This is a genomic window from Streptomyces pactum (assembly GCF_002005225.1).
In the GTDB taxonomy this organism is placed as follows: Bacteria; Actinomycetota; Actinomycetes; order Streptomycetales; family Streptomycetaceae; genus Streptomyces; species Streptomyces pactum_A.
In genome coordinates this window covers 5,051,178-5,074,639 of sequence record NZ_CP019724.1, presented here as the reverse complement: position 1 = coordinate 5,074,639, position 23,462 = coordinate 5,051,178, and the positions used below count along the sequence as shown (strand labels likewise).

19 protein-coding genes are annotated in these 23,462 nt (G+C 72.8%); 8 read left to right on the top strand and 11 right to left on the bottom strand.

Going from position 1 to position 23,462, the window contains the following annotated elements:
• Window positions 1-84: 84 nt before the first annotated feature.
• Window positions 85-933: a 16S rRNA (cytidine(1402)-2'-O)-methyltransferase gene (gene rsmI, locus B1H29_RS21650; protein WP_055417360.1), complete on the bottom strand. Its 849-nt coding sequence runs from the start codon at window positions 931-933 to the stop codon at window positions 85-87.
• Between the two features lie 110 nt (window positions 934-1,043).
• Between rsmI and B1H29_RS21645 the strand changes: the two genes are divergently transcribed.
• From B1H29_RS21645 to B1H29_RS21635, 3 genes are all read left to right on the top strand, one after another.
• Window positions 1,044-2,789, top strand: a complete 1,746-nt coding sequence (locus B1H29_RS21645; protein WP_055417361.1) for a dolichyl-phosphate-mannose--protein mannosyltransferase — start codon at window positions 1,044-1,046, stop codon at window positions 2,787-2,789.
• Between the two features lie 188 nt (window positions 2,790-2,977).
• Window positions 2,978-4,603 (top strand): penicillin-binding transpeptidase domain-containing protein, encoded by a 1,626-nt coding sequence (locus B1H29_RS21640; RefSeq protein WP_055417362.1) that lies wholly within the window; start codon window positions 2,978-2,980, stop codon window positions 4,601-4,603.
• A 112-nt stretch (window positions 4,604-4,715) separates the two neighbouring features.
• On the top strand, window positions 4,716-6,386 hold the full coding sequence (locus B1H29_RS21635; RefSeq protein WP_055417363.1) for a penicillin-binding transpeptidase domain-containing protein: 1,671 nt from the start codon (window positions 4,716-4,718) through the stop codon (window positions 6,384-6,386).
• Between the two features lie 35 nt (window positions 6,387-6,421).
• On the opposite strand, the gene B1H29_RS21630 is transcribed toward B1H29_RS21635, so the two are convergent.
• Complete coding sequence (locus tag B1H29_RS21630; protein WP_055417364.1) at window positions 6,422-6,799, bottom strand: SsgA family sporulation/cell division regulator; 378 nt, start codon at window positions 6,797-6,799, stop codon at window positions 6,422-6,424.
• A 164-nt stretch (window positions 6,800-6,963) separates the two neighbouring features.
• On the opposite strand from B1H29_RS21630, the gene B1H29_RS21625 reads away from it, so the two are divergent.
• The 4 genes from B1H29_RS21625 (at window position 6,964) to B1H29_RS21610 (ending at window position 10,835) form a co-directional block, all read left to right on the top strand.
• Complete coding sequence (locus B1H29_RS21625; RefSeq protein WP_055417365.1) at window positions 6,964-8,028, top strand: energy-coupling factor ABC transporter permease; 1,065 nt, start codon at window positions 6,964-6,966, stop codon at window positions 8,026-8,028.
• A 1-nt stretch (window position 8,029) separates the two neighbouring features.
• Entirely contained in the window at window positions 8,030-8,821 is a 792-nt protein-coding gene (gene cbiQ, locus B1H29_RS21620; RefSeq protein ID WP_055417366.1) for a cobalt ECF transporter T component CbiQ, read from the top strand.
• Window positions 8,809-9,567 (top strand): energy-coupling factor ABC transporter ATP-binding protein, encoded by a 759-nt coding sequence (locus B1H29_RS21615; protein WP_055417367.1) that lies wholly within the window; start codon window positions 8,809-8,811, stop codon window positions 9,565-9,567. The genes cbiQ and B1H29_RS21615 overlap by 13 nt, the downstream gene beginning before the upstream one ends.
• Before the next feature lie 71 nt (window positions 9,568-9,638).
• The gene (locus B1H29_RS21610; RefSeq protein ID WP_055417783.1) at window positions 9,639-10,835 is read left to right on the top strand and encodes a serine hydrolase domain-containing protein; all 1,197 of its coding nucleotides are present in this window, start codon (window positions 9,639-9,641) and stop codon (window positions 10,833-10,835) included.
• 223 nt (window positions 10,836-11,058) lie between these two features.
• Here B1H29_RS21610 and B1H29_RS21605 read toward each other — a convergent pair whose 3' ends face one another.
• The 5 genes from B1H29_RS21605 to B1H29_RS21585 form a co-directional block, all read right to left on the bottom strand.
• Complete coding sequence (locus B1H29_RS21605) at window positions 11,059-11,334, bottom strand: DUF1876 domain-containing protein (protein WP_055417784.1); 276 nt, start codon at window positions 11,332-11,334, stop codon at window positions 11,059-11,061.
• A gap of 120 nt (window positions 11,335-11,454) precedes the next feature.
• Window positions 11,455-12,300, bottom strand: a complete 846-nt coding sequence (locus tag B1H29_RS21600; protein WP_055417368.1) for a DMT family transporter — start codon at window positions 12,298-12,300, stop codon at window positions 11,455-11,457.
• Window positions 12,297-12,815: a YbaK/EbsC family protein gene (locus B1H29_RS21595; protein ID WP_055417369.1), complete on the bottom strand. Its 519-nt coding sequence runs from the start codon at window positions 12,813-12,815 to the stop codon at window positions 12,297-12,299. The genes B1H29_RS21600 and B1H29_RS21595 overlap by 4 nt, the downstream gene beginning before the upstream one ends.
• Before the next feature lie 236 nt (window positions 12,816-13,051).
• Complete coding sequence (locus B1H29_RS21590; RefSeq protein ID WP_055417370.1) at window positions 13,052-15,316, bottom strand: MMPL family transporter; 2,265 nt, start codon at window positions 15,314-15,316, stop codon at window positions 13,052-13,054.
• 124 nt (window positions 15,317-15,440) lie between these two features.
• Window positions 15,441-16,040, bottom strand: coding sequence for a TetR/AcrR family transcriptional regulator (locus B1H29_RS21585; protein ID WP_055417371.1), 600 nt, complete (start codon window positions 16,038-16,040; stop codon window positions 15,441-15,443).
• 167 nt (window positions 16,041-16,207) lie between these two features.
• On the opposite strand from B1H29_RS21585, the gene B1H29_RS21580 reads away from it, so the two are divergent.
• Window positions 16,208-19,579 carry a S41 family peptidase gene (locus tag B1H29_RS21580; RefSeq protein ID WP_055417372.1) on the top strand — a complete coding sequence of 1,124 codons (3,372 nt, stop codon included), beginning with the start codon at window positions 16,208-16,210 and terminating at the stop codon, window positions 19,577-19,579.
• 137 nt (window positions 19,580-19,716) lie between these two features.
• Here B1H29_RS21580 and B1H29_RS21575 read toward each other — a convergent pair whose 3' ends face one another.
• The 4 genes from B1H29_RS21575 to B1H29_RS21560 form a co-directional block, all read right to left on the bottom strand.
• Window positions 19,717-19,932: a hypothetical protein gene (locus B1H29_RS21575; protein WP_055417373.1), complete on the bottom strand. Its 216-nt coding sequence runs from the start codon at window positions 19,930-19,932 to the stop codon at window positions 19,717-19,719.
• Between the two features lie 86 nt (window positions 19,933-20,018).
• Window positions 20,019-20,912 (bottom strand): SDR family oxidoreductase, encoded by an 894-nt coding sequence (locus tag B1H29_RS21570; RefSeq protein ID WP_055417374.1) that lies wholly within the window; start codon window positions 20,910-20,912, stop codon window positions 20,019-20,021.
• Window positions 20,909-21,862, bottom strand: a complete 954-nt coding sequence (locus B1H29_RS21565) for an alpha/beta fold hydrolase (RefSeq protein WP_055417375.1) — start codon at window positions 21,860-21,862, stop codon at window positions 20,909-20,911. Before B1H29_RS21565 ends, B1H29_RS21570 begins: the two co-directional genes overlap by 4 nt.
• The gene (locus tag B1H29_RS21560) at window positions 21,859-23,421 is read right to left on the bottom strand and encodes a flavin-containing monooxygenase (RefSeq protein WP_055417376.1); all 1,563 of its coding nucleotides are present in this window, start codon (window positions 23,419-23,421) and stop codon (window positions 21,859-21,861) included. Before B1H29_RS21560 ends, B1H29_RS21565 begins: the two co-directional genes overlap by 4 nt.
• Between the last annotated feature and the right edge of the window lie 41 nt (window positions 23,422-23,462).

Genomic DNA, 23,462 nt, shown 5'->3' with positions numbered 1-23,462 from the left:
CGGATCTGCCGAGTGTTTGGGCCGATTTGGGCTGCCCTTGGCGCAGGGGGCCGAAAGGTCAGCGACGGGTCAAGCGCGGCCGGATCAGGCCCCCGCGTTCTTCGCCGCCACCACCGCGTCGAACACCTCCCGCTTGGGCCGGCCCACCTCCGCGGCCACCGCGGCGATCGCCTCCTTGCGCCGCTCCCCCGCCTCCTCGCGCACCCGCACCCGGCGCACCAGTTCCTCGGCGCCGAACTCCTCGGGCCCCTTCTGCGGCGCGCCCTCGACGACGACGGTGATCTCGCCGCGCACGCCCTCGGCGGCCCAGGCGGCCAGCTCGCCCAGCCCGCCGCGCCTGACCTCCTCGTAGGTCTTGGTCAGCTCCCGGCAGACGGCGGCCCGCCGGTCGGTGCCGAAGACCTCGGCCATGGCGGCGAGGGTGTCGTCGAGGCGGTGCGGGGCCTCGAAGTAGACGAGGGTCCGGCGCTCCTCGGCGACCTCCCGAAGCCGTGAGAGCCGTTCGCCGGCCTTGCGCGGCAGGAAGCCCTCGAAGCAGAAGCGGTCGACCGGCAGCCCGGACAGGGCGAGCGCGGTGAGCACGGCGGACGGGCCGGGCACGGCGGTCACCCGGACGTCCCGCTCGACGGCGGCGGCGACCAGCCGGTAGCCGGGGTCGGACACGGACGGCATCCCGGCGTCGGTCACCAGCAGCACCCGCGCGCCGCCCGCCAGCTCCTCGGCCAGCTCGGGCGTACGGGCGGACTCGTTGCCCTCGAAGTACGACACGACACGCCCCCGGGGCGTGACGCCGAGCGCCTGGGTGAGCCGGCGCAGCCGCCGGGTGTCCTCGGCGGCGACGACGTCCGCTCCGGCCAGTTCCTCGGCGAGGCGCGGCGGGGCGTCCCGGACGTCGCCGATGGGGGTGCCCGCGAGTACAAGGGTTCCAGTCACGCCCCCCATCCTCCCAGGGCCGGGCGGAGGCCCTGCCGCGAGGACGCGTCCGGAGCGCCGGTGAGGGCCATGCGCGGGACGCGCACAGCGCGGTTCCCTACGATGGCGCGGTGACCAGTACCGCGTCCTCCACGGACACCCGGCAGGACCAGGCCCCGCACGACCGGCGGCCCACCTGGCAGCAGCGGCTGCGCCGTTTCGGCTACCCGGCGGGGCCCGCGGCCGACGACGTCCGCGGCCGGCTGGTGCCGCCGTACACGAGCCCCGGTCCGCGCCTGTGGGCCTTCCTGGGGCTGGCCAAGGCGCCGGCCGACCGGATCGTGCGCTGGTCGGCGTGGGGCGGGCCGCTGCTGGTGGCGCTGCTCGCGGGCGTGCTGCGGTTCTGGAACCTGGGCAGTCCGAAGGCGGTGATATTCGACGAGACGTACTACGCCAAGGACGCCTGGGCGCTGATCCACCGCGGTTTCGAGGTCAACTGGGACAAGAACGCCAACGACCTGATCCTGAACTCCGGCGGCGACGTCCCGATCCCCACGGACGCGGCCTACGTCGTGCATCCGCCGGTCGGCAAGTACGTCATCGGGCTGGGCGAGCTGCTGTTCGGCTTCGACCCGTTCGGCTGGCGCTTCATGACGGCACTGCTCGGCACGCTCTCGGTGCTGCTGCTGTGCCGGATCGGCCGGCGCCTGTTCCGCTCGACCTTCCTCGGGTGCCTGGCGGGCGCGCTGATGGCGCTCGACGGGCTGCACTTCGTGATGAGCCGCACCGCGCTGCTGGACAGCGTGCTGATGTTCTTCGTGCTGGCGGCCTTCGGCTGTCTGGTCGCCGACCGCGACTGGGCCCGCGGGAGACTCGCCGCCGCACTGCCGGTGGACGACGACGGCCGGGTCCGCCCGGACGCGCACCTCGCCGAGACGTTCCGCTTCGGGTGGCGTCCGTGGCGGCTGGCGGCGGGGCTGATGCTGGGCCTGGCGGCGGCCACCAAGTGGAACGGCCTCTACATCATGGCGGCCTTCTGCGTGATGGCGGTGCTGTGGGACGTCGGCACCCGCCGGGTCGCGGGCGCCCACCGGCCGCATCTGGCGGTACTCAGGTACGACCTGGGCTGGGCGTTCCTGTCGACGGTCCCGGTCGCGCTCGCCACGTACGTCCTGTCCTGGCTGGGCTGGATCCTCTCGCCCGCCGACGGCACCGGCGGCTACTACCGCGACTGGGCCGCGAACGACGGCAAGGACAGTTCCTGGTCCTGGCTCCTCCCGGACTGGTGGCGCAGCCTGTGGCACTACGAGTCGCAGGTGCTGGAGTTCCACACCAACCTCACCTCGCCGCACACCTACCAGTCGAACCCCTGGAGCTGGATCGTCCTGGGCCGCCCGGTCTCCTACTTCTACGAGTCGCCGGCGGCCGGTGCGGACGGCTGCCCGGCCGACGCGGGCGAGAAGTGCGCCCGCGAGGTCCTCGCGCTCGGCACCCCGCTGCTGTGGTGGGTGGGCTGCTTCGCGCTGCTGTACGTCCTGTGGCGCTGGGCCTTCCGCCGCGACTGGCGCGCGGGCGCCATCGCCTGCGGCATCGCGGCCGGCTATCTGCCCTGGTTCCTGTACCAGGAGCGCACGATCTTCCTCTTCTACGCCGTCGTCTTCCTGCCGTTCCTGTGCCTGGCGGTGGCGATGCTGCTGGGGGCGATCGTGGGCCGGCCGGGCTGCGGCGACGCCCGGCGGGTCGCGGGGGCGACGGGCGCTGGCGTACTGGTGCTGCTGATCGCGTGGAACTTCATCTACTTCTGGCCCATCTACACCGGCACGGCGATCCCGATGGAGGACTGGCGGGCGCGGATGTGGCTCGATACGTGGGTCTGAATCCGGGCACGCCTGCGTGGGCCCGGATCCGGACCTGAGCACACCGCATCTCCATTCGGCCAACAAACGGAAACATTCGTCCCGCCTGTCACCCCCTGCGCTTAGAGTGCAACCGACAACCGCTTCTGAACGTGTTCAAGACAGCGGGTGGAAGTTCTGAACGGGGATTCGACGGGGAGGGACTGCCGATGGGCAGGGGGGTGAAGGTCGCCGTCATAGGCGGCGTGTTCGCCGTGATGGTGGGCGGGGCCGGGTACGGCACCTACAACGTCGTGTCGGCGCTGGACGGCGGCGGAGGCTCGGGGGCCGCCGGGGCGTCGACCAAGAGCGGGCCGCCGAGCGGCGACGAGGTCGGGGAGACGACGGAGAAGTTCTTCACGGCCTGGGAGAAGGGCGACGCGACGGCCGCGGCGTCGTACACGAACAACGCCGCCGTCGCCGGGACGCTGCTGACGGCCTACGGCGAGGACGCGCACATCACCGATGTCGAGATCACGCCGGGCACGGTGAACGGCACCGCGGTGCCGTTCACCGTGAAGGCGAAGGTGTCGTACGAGGGCGCGTCCAAGCCGCTGACGTACAAGAGCAGCCTGACGGTGGTGCGCGGTGAGACCAGCGGACGCGCGCTGGTCGACTGGAAGCCGTCCGTCGTCCACCCGAGCCTGAAGGACGGGGACACCCTGGTCACCGAGGAGTCGGCGACCCCGCAGATCCAGGCGGTCGGCCGCGACGGCGCCGTGCTGACGAAGGAGAAGTACCCCTCCCTCGGCGCGGTCCTCCCCAAGCTCCGGGAACGGTACGGCGACAAGGCGGGCGGCACCCCCGGCGTCGAACTGGTGGTCCGGCACACCGCCGCCGAGACCCCCGACACGCCGCTGCTGACCCTGACCGAGGGCGAGCCCGGCAAGCTGGAGACGACACTCAGCGCGAGCGTGCAGGCGGCGGCCGAGAAGGCGGTGAAGCGGTACGACGAGTCCTCGGTGGTCGCGGTCGAGCCCAGCACCGGTGAAGTGCTGGCCGTGGCCAACAACCGCGCGGACGGCTTCAACGCGGCCTTCCAGGGACAGGTCGCCCCCGGCTCCACCATGAAGATCATCACCGCGGCGATGCTCATCGACAACGGCGTGACCTCGATGAACGGCCCGGCGCCCTGCCCGGACACGGCGATCTGGCGGAGCCAGACCTTCAAGAACCTCACCGGCATGGAGCCCAACGAGGGCGCCACCCTCGCCAACACCTTCATGCGGTCCTGCAACACGGGCTTCATCAAGCTCATCGACGAAGTCACCGACTCGTCGCTGACGGCGGAGGCCGAGGAGCGCTTCGGGCTGGGACGGGACGACTGGCAGACCGGCATCGTCTCCTTCGACGGCAAGGTGCCCGCCGTGAGCGGCCCGGACCGGGCGGCGGGCGCCATCGGTCAGGGCCAGGTCCAGATGAACCCGCTGAACATGGCCTCGGTGACGGCGACCGCCATCACCGGCGAGTTCCGCCAGCCCTACCTGGTCTCGCCCGACCTGGACGGCCGCGAGCTCGCCACCGCCAAGGGCCTGCCGCAGAGCACCGCCACCCAGCTCAAGCAGATGATGCGGCTCACCGCCACCCAGGGCACCGGTGCCGCGGCCATGTCCGGACTCGGCGGCGACATCGGCGCCAAGACCGGGTCGGCCGAGGTCGACGGGCAGACCACGTCCAATAGCTGGTTCACCGGCTTCCGGAACGACGTCGCGGCGGCGGCCATGACCGAGGAGGGCGGCCACGGAGGTGACGCGGCCGGCCCGATCGTGGCGGACGTGCTGCGAGCCGGGGGCTGAGGCAGACCGGACGCGACGGGTGCCTCTACTGTGGTCGCCGTCGTTGGAAGCGTGAGACAACGAGGCACCGAGGGACCCCGGGAGTCCGGGCGCCGCGGAGGAACGGGACGCAGTGGGCAGCAGAAGGGCCGCCGGCGAGCGGCGGAGGACGAAACCCGCCGTGATCGGGAGTGTGGCCGCGGTGGTCGTGGCCGGCGCCGGATTCGGTGCCTACGCCGTGTACGGCGGCGGGGCCGGTGACGGTGACGGTGCGCGGACGACGTCCGCGGCCGGGGAGCAGGTGAGGTCGGGCCCGCTCACGGCGGCCGAGGTCACCTCGGCGGCCCAGCGGTTCCTGACCGCCTGGCAGAAGGGCGACGTCGCCGGGGCGGCCGCCGCGACCGACGACCCCCAGACCGCGAAGGCCCTGCTCACCGGCTACGCCGAGGACGCCCGCGTCCAGGACGTCACGCTCACCGCCGGCACCCCGGCCGGGGAGAAGGTCCCGTTCGCCGTCAAGGCCACCGTCGCCTTCGAGAAGACGACGAAGCCGCTGGCGTACGACAGCGCGCTGAGCGTCGTACGCCGGGCCGGCGACGGCGAGCCGCTCGTCGACTGGCGGGCCGCCGTCGTCCACCCGGAGCTGAAGGACGGCGACCAACTGGTCACCGGTGAGGCCGGGGATCCGCCGGTCAAGGCGCTGGACCGGGACGGCGCGGAGCTCACCGCCGAGAAGTACCCGTCGCTCGGCACCGTCCTGGACGGCCTGCGCGAGAAGTACGGCGAGAAGGCCGGCGGCACCCCGGGCGTCGAGCTGCGCGTGGTCCGGGGCAAGGAGTCGAAGGCGGCGAAGGCCTCCGACAAGACGCTGCTGGAACTGAGCGAGGGCACGCCCGGCACCGTGCAGACGACCCTGGACCCGGCCCTCCAGGCCGCCGCCGAGAAGCAGGTGTCCGGCAAGGCGCGGGCGTCGGTGGTCCTGCTGCGCGCCTCCACCGGGGAGATCCTCGCGGTCGCCAACGGCGGCCACGGTTTCAACACCGCCTTCCAGGGCTCGCTGGCCCCCGGTTCCACGATGAAGGTCATCACGGCCTCGATGCTGATCGAGAAGAACCTGGCGTCGATGGACGAGAAACACCCCTGCCCGAAGTACTTCAGCTACGGCGGCTGGAAGTTCCACAACGACGACAAGTTCGAGATCAAGGACGGCACCTTCAAGGCGAGCTTCGCCCGCTCCTGCAACACGGCCTTCATCAGCCAGGCCCCGAAGCTGGCGAACGACGACCTGACCAAGCAGGCGAAGGAGGTGTTCGGCCTGTCGATGAACAACTGGTCGGTCGGCGTGCCCACCTTCGACGGCTCGGTGCCGGTGCAGAGCGCGGCCCCGATGGCCGCCTCCCTCATCGGCCAGGGCGGGGTGCGGATGAACCCGCTGAACATGGCGTCCGTGTCGGCGACCGTGAAGTCGGGCAGCTTCCACCAGCCGTACCTGGTCGCGCCGTCGGCCGACGGCCGCAAGCTCGCCACGGCCTCCCGCACGATGTCGTCGGCCACGCTGGCCCAACTGCGCGAACTGATGTCCTACACGGCGGCGTACGGCACCGCGGCGGAGGCGATGGCCGGGGTCGGCGGTGACGCCGGTGCGAAGACCGGCTCGGCGGAGGTCGACGGCCAGGAGAAGCCCAACGGCTGGTTCACGGCCTACAAGGGCGACCTGGCCGCGGCGGGCGTGGTCCAGCGGGGCGGGCACGGCGGCGACACCGCGGGTCCGATCGTCGCGGCGCTGCTGAAGAACGCCGGCTGACCGGCCGTCTTCGGCGGCGAGGGGCGGCCGGTGGCTCAGTGGGCCACCGGCTGGGCCACCGCCGTGTAGGTCCGGCGCAGGAACCGCATGAGCGCTTTGGTCTCGAACTGGACCACCGAGCAGCCCTGCGGGCTGTGGAACTCGACGACGGCCTGCACCCGCCCGCACGGCCACACCCGCACCTCGCCGCTCCCGGCGGGCGCGCGCAGGCCCTGTTCCAGCAGCGCCCGGGAGAAGGTCCACTCGCGGGAGCCGGGACCGGGGCCCCGGGCGGGCAGAGCGACGCGCACCGACCGCGGATCACGGTCGGGGTCGTAGCGCAGCACGACGGGTATCGCTCCGCCGTCGTCCTCGTCCGGCAGGTCCGCGTCCGTCAGGATGTGGGCTCGTGCGTACTGTTCGACAACGGACATCGGTTCGCCCCTTGCGCTGTGCCACCTGTGCGAATGCTGTGCGTCCACCCCACTCCAATGTCCCACAATTCCCGTCTCACGCCCTTCGAGGCATATATCACGTGTGAGATCAGCCTTTACCTCGCTCTTGCAAGGAGGTTGCAACTGGTCTCTATCATCGGACCGTGCACGTACCTGACGGATTCATCGACGCCCCGACCTCCGCCGTGACCGGAGCCGTCGCCGCCGGCGCCATCGCGGTCAGCCTGCGCGGCGCGCGCCGCGAGCTGGACGAGCGGACGGCGCCACTGGCGGGGCTGGTCGCGGCGTTCATCTTCGCGGTGCAGATGCTGAACTTCCCGGTCGCCGCGGGCACCAGCGGACATCTGCTCGGCGGTGCCCTCGCCGCGATCCTCGTGGGTCCCTGCACGGGGGTGCTGTGTGTCTCCGTCGTCCTGCTCATGCAGGGCATCCTCTTCGCCGACGGCGGCCTGACCGCGCTCGGCGTGAACATCACCGACATGGCGATCGTCACCACGGTCGTCGCCTACGCCCTCTTCCGGGGCCTGGTGAAGGTGCTCCCGCGCACCCGCCGCTCGGTCACCGTCGCCTCCTTCGTCGCCGCCCTCGCCTCCGTCCCGGCCGCCGCCCTCGCCTTCACGTTCCTGTACTGGATCGGCGGCACCACGGACGTCGCCATCGGCAAGGTCGCCACCGCGATGGTCGGCGTGCACCTGCTGATCGGCAGCGGCGAGGCCGCGATCACCGCGCTGACCGTCGGCGCCGTCATCGCCGTACGCCCGGACCTCGTGTACGGCGCGCGCGGCCTCACGCGAAAGCTCCGACTGCGCGTGAACGGCGAACTCGTCGACGCCCCCGAGGCCGGACCGGCCGCCGTACCCGCCGCCGCCCGCTCCCACCGCAAGCTGTGGATCACGGGCCTGGTCACCTCGCTGGTCCTCGCCGGTTTCGTCAGCTTCTACGCCTCCGCGAACCCGGACGGCCTGGAGAAGGTCGCCGCCGACAAGGGCATCGACGAGCAGGCCGAGGAGCACGCGAGCGCCGGCTCCCCGCTCGCCGACTACGGCGTGGAGGACATCGCCGACGCCCGTGTCTCCGGCGGCCTCGCGGGCGTGATCGGCGTCGGCGTCACGGTCGTCGCGGGCAGCACGGTGTTCTGGGCGGTGCGCAGGCGGCGCGGCGACGACACCTCGCCCGCCAGTACGTCCGGCAGCGGCACGAGCGTCTGACGTGGGCGCCGACGGGGGTACCTCCCACGCGTTCGGCGGTGGGGGAGCGCACCGGCTCTACCGGCACGGGCACTCCCCCGTGCACGGTCTGCCGCCGCACACCAAGCTCGCCGCGACCTTCGCCTTCGTGATCGTCGTGGTGTCGACGCCCCGCGAGGCGATGTGGGCCTTCGGCGCCTACGCCGTGCTGCTCGCGACGGTGGCGTACGCGGCCCGCGTCCCGGCCGGGTTCCTGCTGAGGCGGCTGCTGATCGAGGTGCCGTTCGTCGCGTTCGCGGTGCTGATGCCGTTCGTGGCGCAGGGCGAGCGGGTCGAGGCGCTCGGCATGTCCCTGAGCGTGAACGGCCTGTGGGGCGCCTGGAACGTACTGGCCAAGGGCACCCTGGGCGTCGCCGCCTCCGTGCTCCTCGCCTCCACCACCGAGCTGCGCGAACTCCTGCTCGGCCTCCAGCGCCTGAAGCTGCCGCCGCTGCTGGTGCAGATCGCGTCGTTCATGATCCGGTACGGGGACGTGATCGCGGACGAGATGCGCCGGATGCGGATCGCCCGGGAGTCGCGCGGGTTCGAGGCCCGCGGGGTCCGGCACTGGGGCATCCTCGCCAAGTCCGCCGGGGCGCTGTTCATCCGCTCCTACGAGCGCGGCGAGCGCGTCCACCTGGCCATGGTCAGCCGCGGGTACGCCGGTTCGATGCCGGTGATCGACGAGGTGACCGCCTCCCGGGCGCAGTGGTCGTACGCGCTGGCCCTCCCCGCCGCCGCCCTCGTCGTCTGTCTGCTGGGATGGGTGCTGTGACAGCTTCTCTGGAGGTCTCCGGCCTCGCCTTCGCCTACCCCGACGGCCATCAGGCCCTCTTCGGTGTGGACTTCTCCGTCGCCCGCGGCGAGCGGGTCGCGCTGCTCGGCCCGAACGGCGCGGGCAAGACGACGCTCGTCCTGCACCTCAACGGCATCCTGACCGGCGGCACCGGCACGGTCGCCGTCGCCGGTCTGCCCGTGGACAAGCGGAACATGGCGGAGGTCCGGCGCCGGGTCGGCATCGTCTTCCAGGACCCCGACGACCAGCTCTTCATGCCGACCGTGCGCGAGGACGTGGCGTTCGGACCGGCGGCGGCCGGGCTGAAGGGGGCGGAGCTGGAGGAGCGGGTGGACCGGGCGCTCGGCCTGGTCGGCATGGCGGAGTTCAGGGACCGGCCCCCGCACCACCTCTCCTTCGGCCAGCGGCGCCGGGTGGCGGTGGCGACCGTGCTCGCCATGGAGCCGGAGATCCTGGTCCTGGACGAGCCGTCGTCCAACCTCGACCCGGCCTCCCGCCGCGAACTCGCCGACATCCTGCGCTCCCTGGACGTCACGGTCCTGATGGTCACCCACGACCTGCCCTACGCCCTGGAACTGTGCCCCCGCGCCCTGATCCTCAGCGACGGCGTGATCGCGGCGGACGGTCCGACCGCCGGCCTGCTCTCGGACGACGACCTGATGCGCGCCCACCGCCTGGAACTGCCCTTCGGCTTCGATCCGCGCACGGCGGCCGCGGGCAGGTGAGGAATCGCGGGCGGCCGGTGACGGTTGCACCCACTGTCGCAGGTGATCGGAAGGGAAGCGGAAGAGTGGACGTGGACGTGCACGGCACAGTGGCCGAGGGCTTCGAGCCGGTCAGGGACGCGTTCGCACGGAACTTCGCCGCGCTCGGGGACCGGGGCGCGGCGGTCGCCGTCTACCGGGACGGGCGCAAGGTCGTCGACCTGTGGGGCGGCACCAGGGACGTCGATGACACGGCCGGCACCGAACCGTGGCGCCGGGGCACCGCCCAGGTCGTGCGCTCGGCCACGAAGGGCGTCGCCGCCGCCGTACCGCTGCTGCTGCACCAGCGCGGGGAGCTGGACCTGGACGCGCCGGTGGGCGAGTACTGGCCCGGGTTCAAGGCGCACGGCAAGGAGCGGGTACTGGTCCGGCACGTGCTGAACCACCGGGCCGGGCTGCCGCTCCTCGACCACCCCCTCACCCCGGAGGAAGCCCTCGACCCGCTGCGGGGCCCGCGGGCCGTCGCCGCCCAGGCACCCGTCTGGGAACCGGGCACCGACCACGGCTACCACGCGCTGACGTACGGCTGGCTGCTGGACGAACTGGTCCGCAGGGCGGGCGACGGGCGGAGCACCGGTGAGTGGATAGCGGACGAGATCGCCCGGCCGCTGGGCCTGGACCTGTGGCTCGGCCTGCCCTCCGCCGAGGAGGCGGCGGGCCGGACCGGGCGGGTCGGCCGCGTCGAGGACCCCGAGCCCTCGGGGAGCGGCCCGCGCCTGCGTCCCAAGCGGTCCGTGACCGAGGCCTACCGGGACCCGGACTCCCTCACCCGCCGCGCCTTCGCCGCGATCACGCCGTTCCCCGACCAGAACGACCCGGCGTACCGGGCGGCGGCCCTCCCTGCGACCAACGGCATCGCGACGGCCGACGGGCTGGCCCGCTTCTACGCGGCGCTGATCGGCGACGTCGACGGCGTGACACGGCACGCGCGGCTGTTCGACCCGGCCACGACGGAGCGGGCCCGCGCCGAGGAGTCGGCCGGTCCGGACCGGGTCCTCGTCGTGGGCACCCGCTTCGGACTCGGCTACATGCTGCACGGCAGCGCGTCCCCGTTCCTGTCCCCCGGTTCCTTCGGGCACCCGGGCCGCGGCGGCGCCCTCGGCTTCGCCGACCCGGAGGCGGGCATCGCCTTCGGCTATGTCACCAACGGCTTCCGCAAGACGGTCACGGCGGACCCGCGCGCGCAGGCGCTGGTGCGGGCGGTGCGGGCGTCGCTCGCCGCGGGCTGAGCGTCACGGGTCGCGGCGCGGCGCGGATCGTAGCGCGTGGCGGGAGGGCCGACCGGCGCGGTCTCCGGCGGTCGCGAGTCCGCTCGTCGCAGGTGGGCGGTCACGGGTCCGCCCGTCGCAGATGCGGCGGTCACGGACCCGCCCGTCGCAGGTGCGGCGGCCGGGGTGACGGCGGCCGCCCCCTCCCGCCTGACGGCGGTGGCGGGCGGCCGCTCACAGCGGTTCACACGTGGATGGGGTGCGAGGTCCTCCCCGACGCCGCGTCGATCTCGTCGTGCGCCTTGGTGAGCAGGTGCATCGCGAGCTCGTTCAAAGCACGTGCCCCCGCGACCTCCTCGCCGACCCTCGGCTGGTGGGAGTCGACGCGGTGGCGGCTGGCGTGGCCGTGCGCGCGCACCTCGCTGCCGTCGGGGAGCCGCACCATCGCGACCGCCCGCGTGTGCTGGTCGTCCTCCATGAACTCCAGCTCGACATGCCATCCCACTGCGGTGTGCATCATGACGATCACCTCCGGAACACTTGCTTCCAGGGTGCTCCTCGCAACGGCCGTACGCACTATCCCGGCCGTCGCGGCCCATCCCGGCTGTCCCGCGCGTCCCCGTCATCCCGGTCATCCCGGTCATCCCGTGTGGAGCATCAGCCCGATCCCGACGACGAGGAGGCCCGCCGCCGCCATCCGGGGCGCGCCGAACCGCTCCTTGAAGAAGAGGGCCCCTATCGCGGCGCCGACCAGGATGGAGGACTCGCGCAGGGCGGCGATCGGCGCGAGCTCGGCGCGGGTCTGCGCCCACAGGACCAGCGCGTACGCGGCGACGGACAGCACCGCGCCGATCAGTCCGAGCCGGGCGTGCGGCCGCAGCAGCGCCCAGGCCCCGGCGCGGTGGCGGTACAGGAAGTACGCCGGCAGGACCGTCCCCTGCACCGCCATCAGCCAGGCGATGTACCCGAGGGAGGACCCGGAGGCGCGTACGCCCAGTCCGTCGACGACGGTGTACGCCGCGATGGTCACCCCGGTCGCCAGGGCCGCGCCGATCGCCGCCCAGTCGGGCCGGCGTCCGCGCAGCCCCCACAGGGCGACGCCGGTCAGCCCGGCGCAGGACACCAGGATGCCCCCGGTCGCCCAGCCGTCCGGCACCTCGTGGGCGAAGACGGCGGCGAGGACGGTGACCAGCAGCGGTGCGCTGCCGCGGGCGATGGGGTAGGCCTGGCCGAAGTCGCCCAGCCGGAAGGACCGCATCAGCAGGGCGTAGTACGCGAGGTGGATCGCGGCGGAGACGAGGAGGTACGGCCACGCCCCGGCCGCCGGGAACGCCGTGAACGGCAGTAGCGCGAGCCCGATGAGCATGCCGCCGCCCGAGATCAGCGCGAAGCCGGTCAGCTTGTCCGTGATCCGGTGGGCGATGGCGTTCCAGGCGGCGTGCGTGATCGCGGCGAACAGGACGGCCCCGGTGACCAGGGGGGTCACTCCGAGCGCTCGCGCACGTCCACCAGGGTGGCGCCGGCGGTGGCGACGAGCTCCTCGGGTTCCATCGGGAAGACGGCGTACGGGGTGCCGGCGGCGGCCCACACGACCTCGTGGGTGAGGAGGGACCGGTCGGCGAGCACCCGGGTCCTGTCGCGGTGTCCGAAGGGCGGCACGCCGCCGATGGCGTACCCGGTCGTCTCCCGTACGACGTCGGCCCTGGCCCGCGTGACCTTCCGCGCGCCGAGCACCTCCCGGACCCGGTCCAGGTCGACGCGGGAGGCGCCGTCCATGAGGACCAGCACGGGAACGCCGTCGGCGGCGAAGATCAGCGATTTGCAGATCTGGCTCAGCTCGCACCCGATCGCGGCGGCGGCCTCGGCGGCGGTGCGCGTGGCCTCCGGGAAGCGCCGGGCCCGTTCGGCCAGGTCACCGAGGCCGAGCCCGCGCAGGGCCTCGGCGAAACGGGGGTGGGCGGCGGAGGGCTCGGCGTGGGAGGTGCCGTCGGTCGTAGTCATGGGCGGCACGGTAGCGGTGGCTGTACGTTGCACGCGACCGGGATCGCCGGTCACCGTCGGGGCGGCCCGGCCGTCCGGCCGCCCGGCGACGACGAGCGAGACAGCCGGGACAGTGCGGGACGGAGCCGGGGAGGAGCCGGGACAGCCGGCGGGAGAAGAGGAAGCCGGTGAGGGCAGCCCCGTCCCCACGGAGCCCTCACCGGCTGGTCTGTCGTCCTCCTGTCAGAGGCGGCGCGTCAGGTGCGTACCAGCTCCCGGTCCTCGTCGGGGCCCGAGCCCCGCTCCTCGGCCGTGCGCAGGCCCTCGCCCTCGACGTCCACGTTGGGCAGCGCGCGGTCCAGCCACTTCGGCAGCCACCAGGCCTTCCGGCCGAGCAGGGCGAGGACCGCCGGGACGATGGCCATGCGGACGACGAACGCGTCGAAGAAGACGGCGATCGCCAGTCCGAAGCCGATCATCTTGACCATCGACTCGCTGGAGCCGATGAAGCCCGCGAAGACCGCCATCATGATGACCGCGGCGGCGGTGACGACCCTGGCGCCGTGCTTGAAGCCGGTGACGACCGCCTGGTTGGGCTTCTCGCCGTGGACGTAGGCCTCCCGCATGCGGGTGACCAGGAAGACCTCGTAGTCCATCGCCAGGCCGAAGACCACGCCGACCATGAAGATCGGCATCATCGACATGACCGGGCCGGTCTCCTCGACGCCCATCAGGCCGGACAGCCAGCCCCACTGGAAGACCGCGACGACCGCGCCGAGGGCCGCCATGACGGAGAGCAGGAAGCCGAGCGCCGCCTTCAGCGGGACCAGGATCGAGCGGAAGACCACGATCAGGAGGAGGAAGGCCAGGCCGACGACCAGCACCAGGTACGGCACCAGCGCGTCGTTCAGTTTCTGGCTGACGTCGATGTTCATCGCCGTCGAGCCGGTGACCAGGGTCTCCGCGCCGGTGTCCGCCTCGATGTCACCGCCCGCGTCGCGGATGGCGTGCACCAGGTCCTCGGTCTGGACGGAGGACGGCTTGGAGTCCGGGATCACGGTGATCGTCGCGGTGTCGCCGCCCTTGTTGGGCGCGGGCGGGGTCACCGCCACGACGTCCTCGAGGTCCTTGATCTCGTCGGAGACGTCGGTGAACACCTGCTTGGGGGCGTCGCTCCCCTTCGCGTCGACGACGACCATCAGCGGACCGTTGAAGCCCGGCCCGAAGCCCTCCGAGAGCAGGTCGTACGCCCGGCGCTGGGTGGTGGACGTCGGCTGCGAGCCGTCGTCGGGCAGGCCCAGTTCCAGGGAGGCCGCGGGGATCGCGGCGGCTCCGAGGCCGATGACGCCCAGGAGGAGGACGGCCAGCGGGCGGCGGACGACGAAGCTCGCCCAGCGGGTACCCAGGTTGGCCTTGGCCGGCTTGCCGTCGGTCTTCTCGCCGGCCTTCTCGCCGGCCTTCTCGCCGGCCTTCTTGCCGCCGCGGCCGCCGCCCAGGAGCTTGCTCTTCGCGCCGGTGGGCTTGACCCTGCGGCCGGCGTAACCGAGCAGCGCGGGGACCATCGTCAGGGCGATCAGGACCGCGATGGCGACGGTGCCGGCCGCCGCGATGCCCATCTTGGTCAGCATCGGGATGTTGACGACCGCGAGGCCGACCAGGGCGATGACGACCGTGAGGCCGGCGAAGACGACCGCCGAACCGGCGGTGCCGACCGCCCGGCCCGCGGCTTCCTCGTGCTCCCGCCCCTCGGCGAGTTCGGCGCGGTAGCGGGAGACGATGAAGAGCGCGTAGTCGATGCCGACCGCGAGGCCGATCATCATCGCCAGGATGGAGGTGGTGGAGCCCAGTTCCAGCGCACTGGCGAGGGCCGTGATCGAGGAGACGCCGATGCCGACACCGATCAGCGCCGTCAGGAGCGGCAGCCCGGCCGCGACCAGCGAGCCGAAGGTGATGACGAGGACGACGGCGGCGACCGCGATGCCGATGACCTCCGTGGCGCCGGTGTGCGGGACGGCCTGGAGCGCGTCACCGCCGACCTCGACGGTCAGCCCGGCGTCGCGCGCCTGCTGGGCGGCGTCCTCCAGGGCGTCCTTGGTCGAGTCCTCCAGCTCCATGCCGGAGACGTCGTACTTCACCGACGCGTAGGCGATCGTGCCGTCCTTGCTGACGGCGTTGCCCGTGTACGGGTCGGCGACCGAGGCGACCTCGGAGCCGTCGGCCAGGCCGGAGACGGTCTGCTCGACGGTCGCCTTGTGGCCGGCGTCCGTCATCTTCTCGCCGGACGGTGCCTTGAAGACGACGCGCGCGGTCGCCCCGTCGGCGCTGGTGCCGGGGAAGCGCTCTTCCAGCAGGTCGAAGGCCTTCTGGGCCTCGGTGCCGGGGATGGAGAAGGACGTGGTGCCGGCGGGCGGGGCACTGGTCGCGCCGACACCCGCGAGCGTCAGCAGCGCCACCCACATCAGGGCGACGAAGTGCCGTCGGCGGAAGGCGAGCCGGCCGAGTTTGTAGAGGAACGTGGCCACGAGGGCGTACTCCCGGTCAGGTCGTGGGTCTTCAGGGCAGGGGTGATCAGCCCGACGACGTGAGCGGTGACGTCAGATGGGGCTCAGGTGGGGCTCAGGTGGGACTCGGCGGGGAGGGGGACGTTCAGGGGGTGGGGACGCCGAGGGCGGGGAGGATCACGGCGTCTATGTAGGAGGTGAGGAAGGCCCGGGTCGGCGGCTGGTCGTCGAGCAGCGTGCGGGTGGCGAAACCGCCGACCAGCATGTGCACGAGGAAGTCCAGCGCCGGACAGTCCGCTCTGATCTCACCCCGGTCGATGGCGCGTTGCAGCAGGCGCCGGAACTCCGCCATCTCGGGTTCGACGAGTTGTTCCCGGAACGCCTGACGCAGGTCCGGGTTCTGATGGATCGCCATGGCGACGCCCCGCATCAGCGCGGAGTTCTGCGCCATGGTGCAGTCGTCCTCGCGGGCCATCAGGGCGTGCAGGTCGCCGCGGAGCGTACCCGTGTCGACCTCGCCGATCTCGCCGGGCTTGCCGTGCCGGATGGCCTTGACGACCAGCTCGGGCTTGCCGCCCCACTGGCGGTAGAGCGTCGCCTTGCTGGACCGGGTGCGGGCCGCCACGGCGTCCATGGTGAGGGCGTCGTAGCCGACTTCCCGGAGCAGGTCGAGCACGGCCTCGTACAGCTCGGCCTCGCGTTCGGGGGTGATCCGACTGCGGCGTGCGCTGGTGACCTCGGCCATCTCGCCCGCTCCTCTCGTCCACTCCGTCAGAACGACACCGTTTCGTACACGACGAATGTACCCCAGCCCCTAACGAAACGAAACGGTTTCGTTCGTGTTCTGCGTCACGGTTGTCGGTTACTCGTAAGCAGCGGGTCGAGTTGCCGGGGCGCGGCCCCCGGCAAAGCATGGGGTGGGTGAGTTATCTGCGCCTTCCGCACCTCAGCGGCGACCGGCTCTGCTTCGTGGCCGAGGACGACCTCTGGCTCGCCGACCTCGACGGACCGGGCCGTGCCTGGCGGCTCACCGTCGACCGCACCAAGGCCGGCCACCCGCGCTTCTCACCCGACGGCCGCCACATCGCGTACACGAGCTGGCGCAGTCTGGTGCCGGAGGTCCACCTCGTGCCGGTGGACGGCGGCCCCGGGCGGCAGCTCACGCACTGGGGCAGCCTGGACGCGCGGGTGTGCGGCTGGACGCCGCCCGACCCGGACGGCAGTACGGCCGTCCTCGCCGTCTCCTCGCACGGTGAGCCCTTCTCCCACCTGACCTGGGCCCACAAGGTCGATCCGGACGGTGACCCCGGCCGCAGACTCCCCTGGGGCCCGGTCACCGACATCCAGGCCGCCGACCTCGACGGGGAACGCAGGACCCTGCTGCTGACCGGCACCCCGCCGCACGAACCCGCCGCCTGGAAGCGCTACCGGGGCGGCGCCACCGGCCGGCTCTGGCTGCACGGGCAACGGCTCCTGCCCGACCTCCAGGGGCATCTGCACTCCCCCATGATCGTCGGCGGGCGGATCGTCTTCCTCTCCGACCACGAAGGCGTCGGCAACCTCTACTCGTGCGCCCATGACGGCACCGATCTGCGCCGGCACACCGACCACGACGCCTGCTACGCCCGGCACGCCGCGAGCGACGGCACCCGTGTGGTGTACCAGTGCGCGGGTGACCTGTGGATCGTCGACGACCTGTCGTCCGGCTCGGTGCCGCGCCGGCTCGACGTCCGGCTGGGCGGACCGCGCGCGGGACGGCGTACGTACCAGGTGCCCGCCGCCCAGCACGTGGACGGTGTCTCCGCCGACGAGACGGGCCGCGCGAGCGCCGTCGTCGTACGCGGCAGCCTGTACTGGCTCACCCACCGCGACGGCCCGGCCCGCACCATCGCCGACACCCCCGGGGTACGGGTGCGGCTGCCGGAGATGCTCGGGGCGAGCGGGCGGATCGCGTACGTGACGGACGCGGAGGGCGAGGACGCGGTCGAGATCGCCCACCTGCCACGCGCGACCGGGGGCCGCGCGACCGGTCGCTTCGCCTCGGGGCGGCTGGGACGGGTCCTGGAACTGGTCTCGGACCCGGCGGGCGAGCGGCTCGCCATCGCCTCCCACGACGGGCGGCTGCTGCTGCTCGACGTCACGCAGGAGACGGACGCCCTTCAGGTGGTGGAGGAAGTGGAGGGCGCGGCGGACGCCGAGGGCGCGGCGGGCACGGAGACCGGGCCGCGCGTCGGCGGCGGCGACGACGTCACGGAGCTGATCCGGTCCGTCAACGGCCCCGTGCGCGACCTCGCCTTCTCCCCCGACGGCGCCTGGCTCACCTGGTCCCACCCGGGCATCGGGCGCTCGCTGCGGCAGATCAAGATGGCCCGCATCCACGTCCAGAACGGGCAGGAGGGACCGCTCGTCGTCGACGTCACCGACGGACGCTTCGAGGACGAGAACCCCGTCTTCACGCGGGACGGCCGCTACCTCGCCTTCCTGTCCTGGCGCGGCTTCGACCCGGTGTACGACGTGCACACCGGCGACCTGTCCTTCCCGCTGGGCTGCCGCCCCTACCTGGTGCCGCTGTCCTCCGCGACCCCCTCGCCCTTCGCGCTGAACCCGGAGGGCCGCCCCGCCGCCGGGGGCCTGGACCCGCTGGAGGACGAGACCGGTGAGGGCGGTGCGGTGACCGTCGAGGTCGAGGGGCTGGAGGCCCGGGTGACCCCGTTCCCGGTCACCGCGTCCAAGTACTCGGCACTGCACCCGGTCGCGGGCGGCGGCCTGGTCTGGCTGCGCTGGCCGATCTCGGGCGCGCTCGGCGAGACCTTCGCCAACCCGGCGGACCCGAGCGAGCGGCCCACCCTGGAGCACTTCAACCTCGCCAAGGCCAAGAAGTCCGAACTGGTAGACCACCTGGACTGGTTCCGGGTCAGCGGCGACGGAACCCGCCTGGTCGTGCTCGACGAGGGCGACCTGCGCGCCGTACCGGCGACCGAGGCGGGCGACGCCGACTCGACCACCTGGATCGACCTGCGCCGCATCCTGCACGAGGTCGACCCGGCCGCCGAGTGGCGCCAGGCGTACGACGAGGCGGGCCGGCTGATCCGCGCCTACTTCTGGGAGCCCGGCATGTGCGGCATCGACTGGGACGCGGTGCTGGACCAGTACCGCCCGCTGCTCGACCGGGTCGCCTCCCCGGACGAGTTCGCCGACCTGCTCCGCGAGGTGCTCGGTGAACTCGGCACCTCGCACGCCTACGTCGTCGCCGCCCGGCGCAACGAGGGCCCCGCGCACTACCAGCGCTGGCAGGGGCTGCTCGGCGCCAACTTCGTGTGCCGGGACGGCCGCTGGGTGGTCAGGCGCATCCTGCCCGGCGACTCCTCCGACTCCAAGGCCCGTTCCCCGCTCGCCGGCACGGGCATCCGGGAGGGGGCGGTGCTGACCCACGTGGACGGCCGCCCGGTTGACCCGGTGGCGGGTCCGTACCCGCTGCTGGCGGGCGCGGGCGCCACGACGGTGGAACTGACCTTCGCACCGGCGGACGGCGGCCCGGGACCGTCCCGCCGGGTCGCCGTCGTGCCGCTCGTCGACGAACGGCCGCTGCGCTACCAGGACTGGGTGGCCAAACGCCGCGAGCTGGTACGGGAGTTGAGCGGCGGGCGGTGCGGCTACCTGCACATCCCCGACATGGGCGGCTCCGGCTGGGCGCAGTTCAACCGCGACCTGCGCATGGAGGTCTCCCGGCCGGCGCTCATCGTGGACGTGCGCGGCAACGCGGGCGGGCACATCAGCGAACTGGTCATCGAGAAGCTGACCCGCACGATCCTGGGCTGGGACCTGACGCGGGACGCGCAGCCGGTGTCGTACACCTCCAACGCGCCGCGCGGGCCGGTCGTGGCGGTCGCGGACGAGGCGACGTCCTCCGACGGCGACATGATCACGGCCGCGTTCCAACTGCTGCGGCTCGGCCCGGTGGTCGGGCAGCGCACCTGGGGCGGCGTGGTCGGCATGACCGGCCGGCACCGCCTCGGCGACGGCACGGTGATCACGGTGCCGATGAACGCGGCCTGGTTCGAGGCCTACGGCTGGTCCGTGGAGAACCACGGCGTCGCCCCCGACGTCGAGGCGCTGCGCACGCCGCTGGACTGGGCCGAGGGCCGCTACCCGGTGCTGGACGAGGCGGTCCGGCTGGCGCTGGAACTGCTGGAGACCAGCCCGCCCGCCACGCCGCCCGGTTACGACGACGTACCCGACCGGTCGCGGCCGCCGCTGCCGCCGCGGACGCGGGAACGGACATGAGACGGACATGGGGGGGGGACGAGGAACACGACGGGAACGACGGGAACGACGGGAACGACGGGAACGACGGGAACGAGGACATGAAGAAGGGGCGCCCTCCCTGCTGGGGGGCGCCCCTTCGATTCAGGCGCGGCGCGTCAGGCGTCGTAGCTCTCCTCGAAGCGCTCGTCCTCGTCGCGGCGGCGCGAGGACGGGCCCCGCTCCTCCGCGTCCCGGCGGCGCGACGGGTCCATCTCGTCCTCGTCACGACGGCGGTCGCGGTTCTGGAACTGCTCCCTGGCCTGGTCGGCCCGCTGCTTGCCCTGCTGCTGCATGCGCTCGGCCTTGTCCTGGAACTGATCCTTCATACCCATGTGGGTTCACTCCTGTGATGTTCGGGCCCGGCCGGATCGGCCGGGCCCGATCAGATTCACACGAGCCGTGACCGTGCGCATGTCGATCACTTACGGACGGTAACCGTGCTGCCGGGGCGCTGTTCGTCGGCCGCTCCGCCCGCTCCGACCAGGCCGACGCGCACGCCGTTCAGCCGGTCCCCGAAGCGCCGCATCTCGCGCTGTCCGACGGTGCCGATGACGGCCGGCAGGTAGCCGCGCACGCCCTGCATGCCGCGCAGCCACCACTGCCCGTAGACGTGGGCGGAACGGCGCTCGATGCCCTCCACGAGCCGGTCGACCGCCGGGCCCAGCGGATAGGTCTTGTTGGACGGCCAGGGCAGCCGCTGCCGCAGTTCGCGCATGACGTCGTCCTGGTCGGCGCCGCGCACCATGTCGGTGTCGGTCCAGGACAGATAGCCGACGCCGACCTTCACGCCCCGGTGGCCGACCTCGCCGCGCAGGCAGTGCGCGTACGCCTCGACACCGGACTTGGAGGCGCAGTAGGCGCTCATCATCGGCGCGGGCGTGAGGGCGGCGAGGGACGCGACCTGGAGCAGGTAGCCGCGGCTCTCCAGCAGCGCCGGCAGGAAGGCGCGGGCGGTGACCGCCGAGCCGACCAGGTTGACCTCGATCACCCGCCGCCAGGACTCCGGGTCGGACTCGACGAAGGGCCCGCCGGTGGCGACGCCCGCGTTGGCGACGACGATGTCGATCCTGCCGAACCGTTCCTTGACCTCGTGGGCGACCCGGGCCATCGCCTCGTGGTCGGTGACGTCGGCGTGCCAGTGCCCGCTCTCGCTGTGCAGCCGGGCCGAGACCTGCTTGAGCTCGTCCGGCTCCAGGCCGACCAGCGCCACCTTCACCCCGCGCGCGGACAGCTTGCGGGCCAGCAACTCCCCGACGCCCCGCGCGGCTCCGGTGACGACGGCGACCCGTCCTTCCAGACTCACCCTGCTCATGCGCTCTCCTCGGCGTGTACGGCCTCTACGGCGTCTTCGGTGCGTGCGGCGGACATGTGGGCGGCGGCGAGGGCGCGTATCTTCCCGGTGACCAGCTCCGGCGCCTCCACCGGCGTCATGTGGCCGAGGCCCGGAAGCTCCGTCAGGCCCACGCAGTTCGGCAGCGCGGCCGCCAGCGAGCGGGCGTGCACGGGCGGGGTCAGCCGGTCGGCGGTGCCGACGACGAGCTCGACCGGCATCCGCAACTCCCGCACGCCGTGGTCGAGGTCGAGCAGGTCGAGCACCCGGGACCAGGCGTGGCGCACCTTGCGCGGGCAGGCGTGCACGACGCGGGCGCAGGCGTCGACCATGTGCGGGGCCGAACCAGGACCCATCGTCCCGTACTTGAGGATCCTGCGGGCGAGCGGCGTGACCGGCCCGAGCGGCGCCCGGGAGCCGAGGACCCGCCGGGTCAGCCAGGTCCGTACCCGGCCCTCCCCGAGCGGCACCACGGTCGCGGACGCCACCAGCCGCGAGCTGCCCGTGCTGCACAGCAGGACGGCCGCCGCGTGCGCGCGCACCGCGGGCCGGGTGGCGGCGGCCATCACCGTCATGCCGCCCATGGAGTGCCCGGCGATCACGGCCTGTTCACCGGGTGCCAGCGTGGCCTCCAGGACGGCTTCGAGGTCGTCGGCGAGGGCCTCGGTGCCGCACGCCGGGTTCGCCGGACTGCGGCCGTGGCCGCGCTGGTCGTAGGCGATGACCCGGTGGTCGGCGGACAGGGACCGGATCTGCGCCGCCCAGAAGGCGGTCGAGCAGGCCCAGCCGTGCGCGAGGACGACCGCGGGGGCGTTCCCGGGGCCGTGCACCTGGACGTGTATCCGGGCGCCGTCGGCGGCGGTGACGGTCAGTTCGCGGGCGGGGACGGGCGGTGCGTACGGTCCGTCGGCGACGTGCGGGAGGCGGCTCACGCGCCCACCTCCGCGTTCGCCTCCGCGCCGGGGTCCGCCTCGGCGTCCGCGTCCGCGCCGCGGGCCGCCCCGGCGGCGGCCGGGCGCAGCACGTCGTACTCCGCGAGGTCCACGTGCCGCGTCACGCGCCGGAACTCGGCGGTCGTACCGGGCCAGACGGTGGTGTTGCGGCCGCTCGCGTCCAGGTACCAGCTCGTGCAGCCGCCGGTGTTCCACACCGTGCGCTTCATCCGCTCCTGCACCCGGTGGTTCCAGTTCCGCACGGCGGCGGGCCGGGCGTCGAGGGCGACCCGGCCGCCGAGGACGTTGATCTGGCGCAGGTAGTCGGCCATGTAGTTGAGCTGCGACTCGATCATCAGGATCATCGACGAGTTCCCGAGGCCGGTGTTGGGCCCGATGACCGTCATGAAGTTGGGGAAGCCGGCCGCCGCGGCGCCGCGCAGCGCCTGCATGCCGCCCTTCCAGGTCTCGGCGAGCGTCCGCCCGTCGGCGCCCACGACCCGCTCGGCGATGGGCATGTCGGTGACGTGGAAGCCGGTGCCGAAGATGATCGCGTCGGCCTCGGCCTCGGTGCCGTCGGCGGCGACGAGGGTCGAACCGCGCACCTCGCTGAGCCCGCTCGCGACCACGTCGACATTGGGCTCGGCGAGCGCGGGGTAGTACGTGCTCGACAGCAGGATCCGCTTGCAGCCGATGCGGTAGTCGGGGGTGAGCTTGGCGCGCAGGGCCGGGTCCTTGATGGCGGCGGCCATGTTGCGCTTGGCGATCTGCTCGACGAAGCCCAGTTCGCCCGGGTGCTTGGTGAAGGCCTGCACCTGGAGTTCGCGGATGCCCCACAGCAGCCCGCGGCGCAGCTTGGTGGTGACGGGCAGGGCCCGGTGCAGGGCGCGCTCGGCGCCGCTGATCGCCCGGTCCATGCGGGGCATCACCCAGGCCGGGGTGCGCTGGAAGAGGGTGAGGCGGCCGGTCCTGGGCTGGATGGACGGCACGATCTGGATGGCGGAGGCGCCGGTGCCGATCATGGCGACCCGCTTGCCGGTGAGGTCGTAGTCGTGGTCCCAGCGGGCCGAGTGGAAGACCTTGCCGGGGAAGGAGTCCAGCCCCGGGATGTCCGGCACCTTGGGGTCGGACAGCGGCCCGGTCGCGGAGACCACGACGTCGGCGGTGAGATTCCCGCTCGCGGTCTCGATCTCCCACCGCAGTCGCCCGGTGTCCCACGCCATCCGCTTCACCTCCGAGTCGAAGCGGATGTGGGGGCGCAGCCCGAAGGTGTCGGTGACGTGCTCCAGGTAGGCGCGGATGTGCTCCTGCCCGGAGAAGGCGCGCGGCCACTCGGGGTTGGGCGCGAAGGAGAAGGAGTACAGGTGGGACGGCACGTCACAGGCGCACCCGGGGTAGCTGTTGTCCCGCCACGTGCCGCCCACGCTCCCGGCCCGCTCCAGGACGACGAAGTCGGTGACCCCCTCACGGCGCAGCCGCACCGCGGCCCCCAGCCCACCGAAGCCGGACCCGATCACCGCCACCCGCACGTGTTCTTGAACCTGCTCGTGCTCGGCCATCCCGAAGCCTCCACGCGTCGCCTAGAACTCCGCCAGTGAAC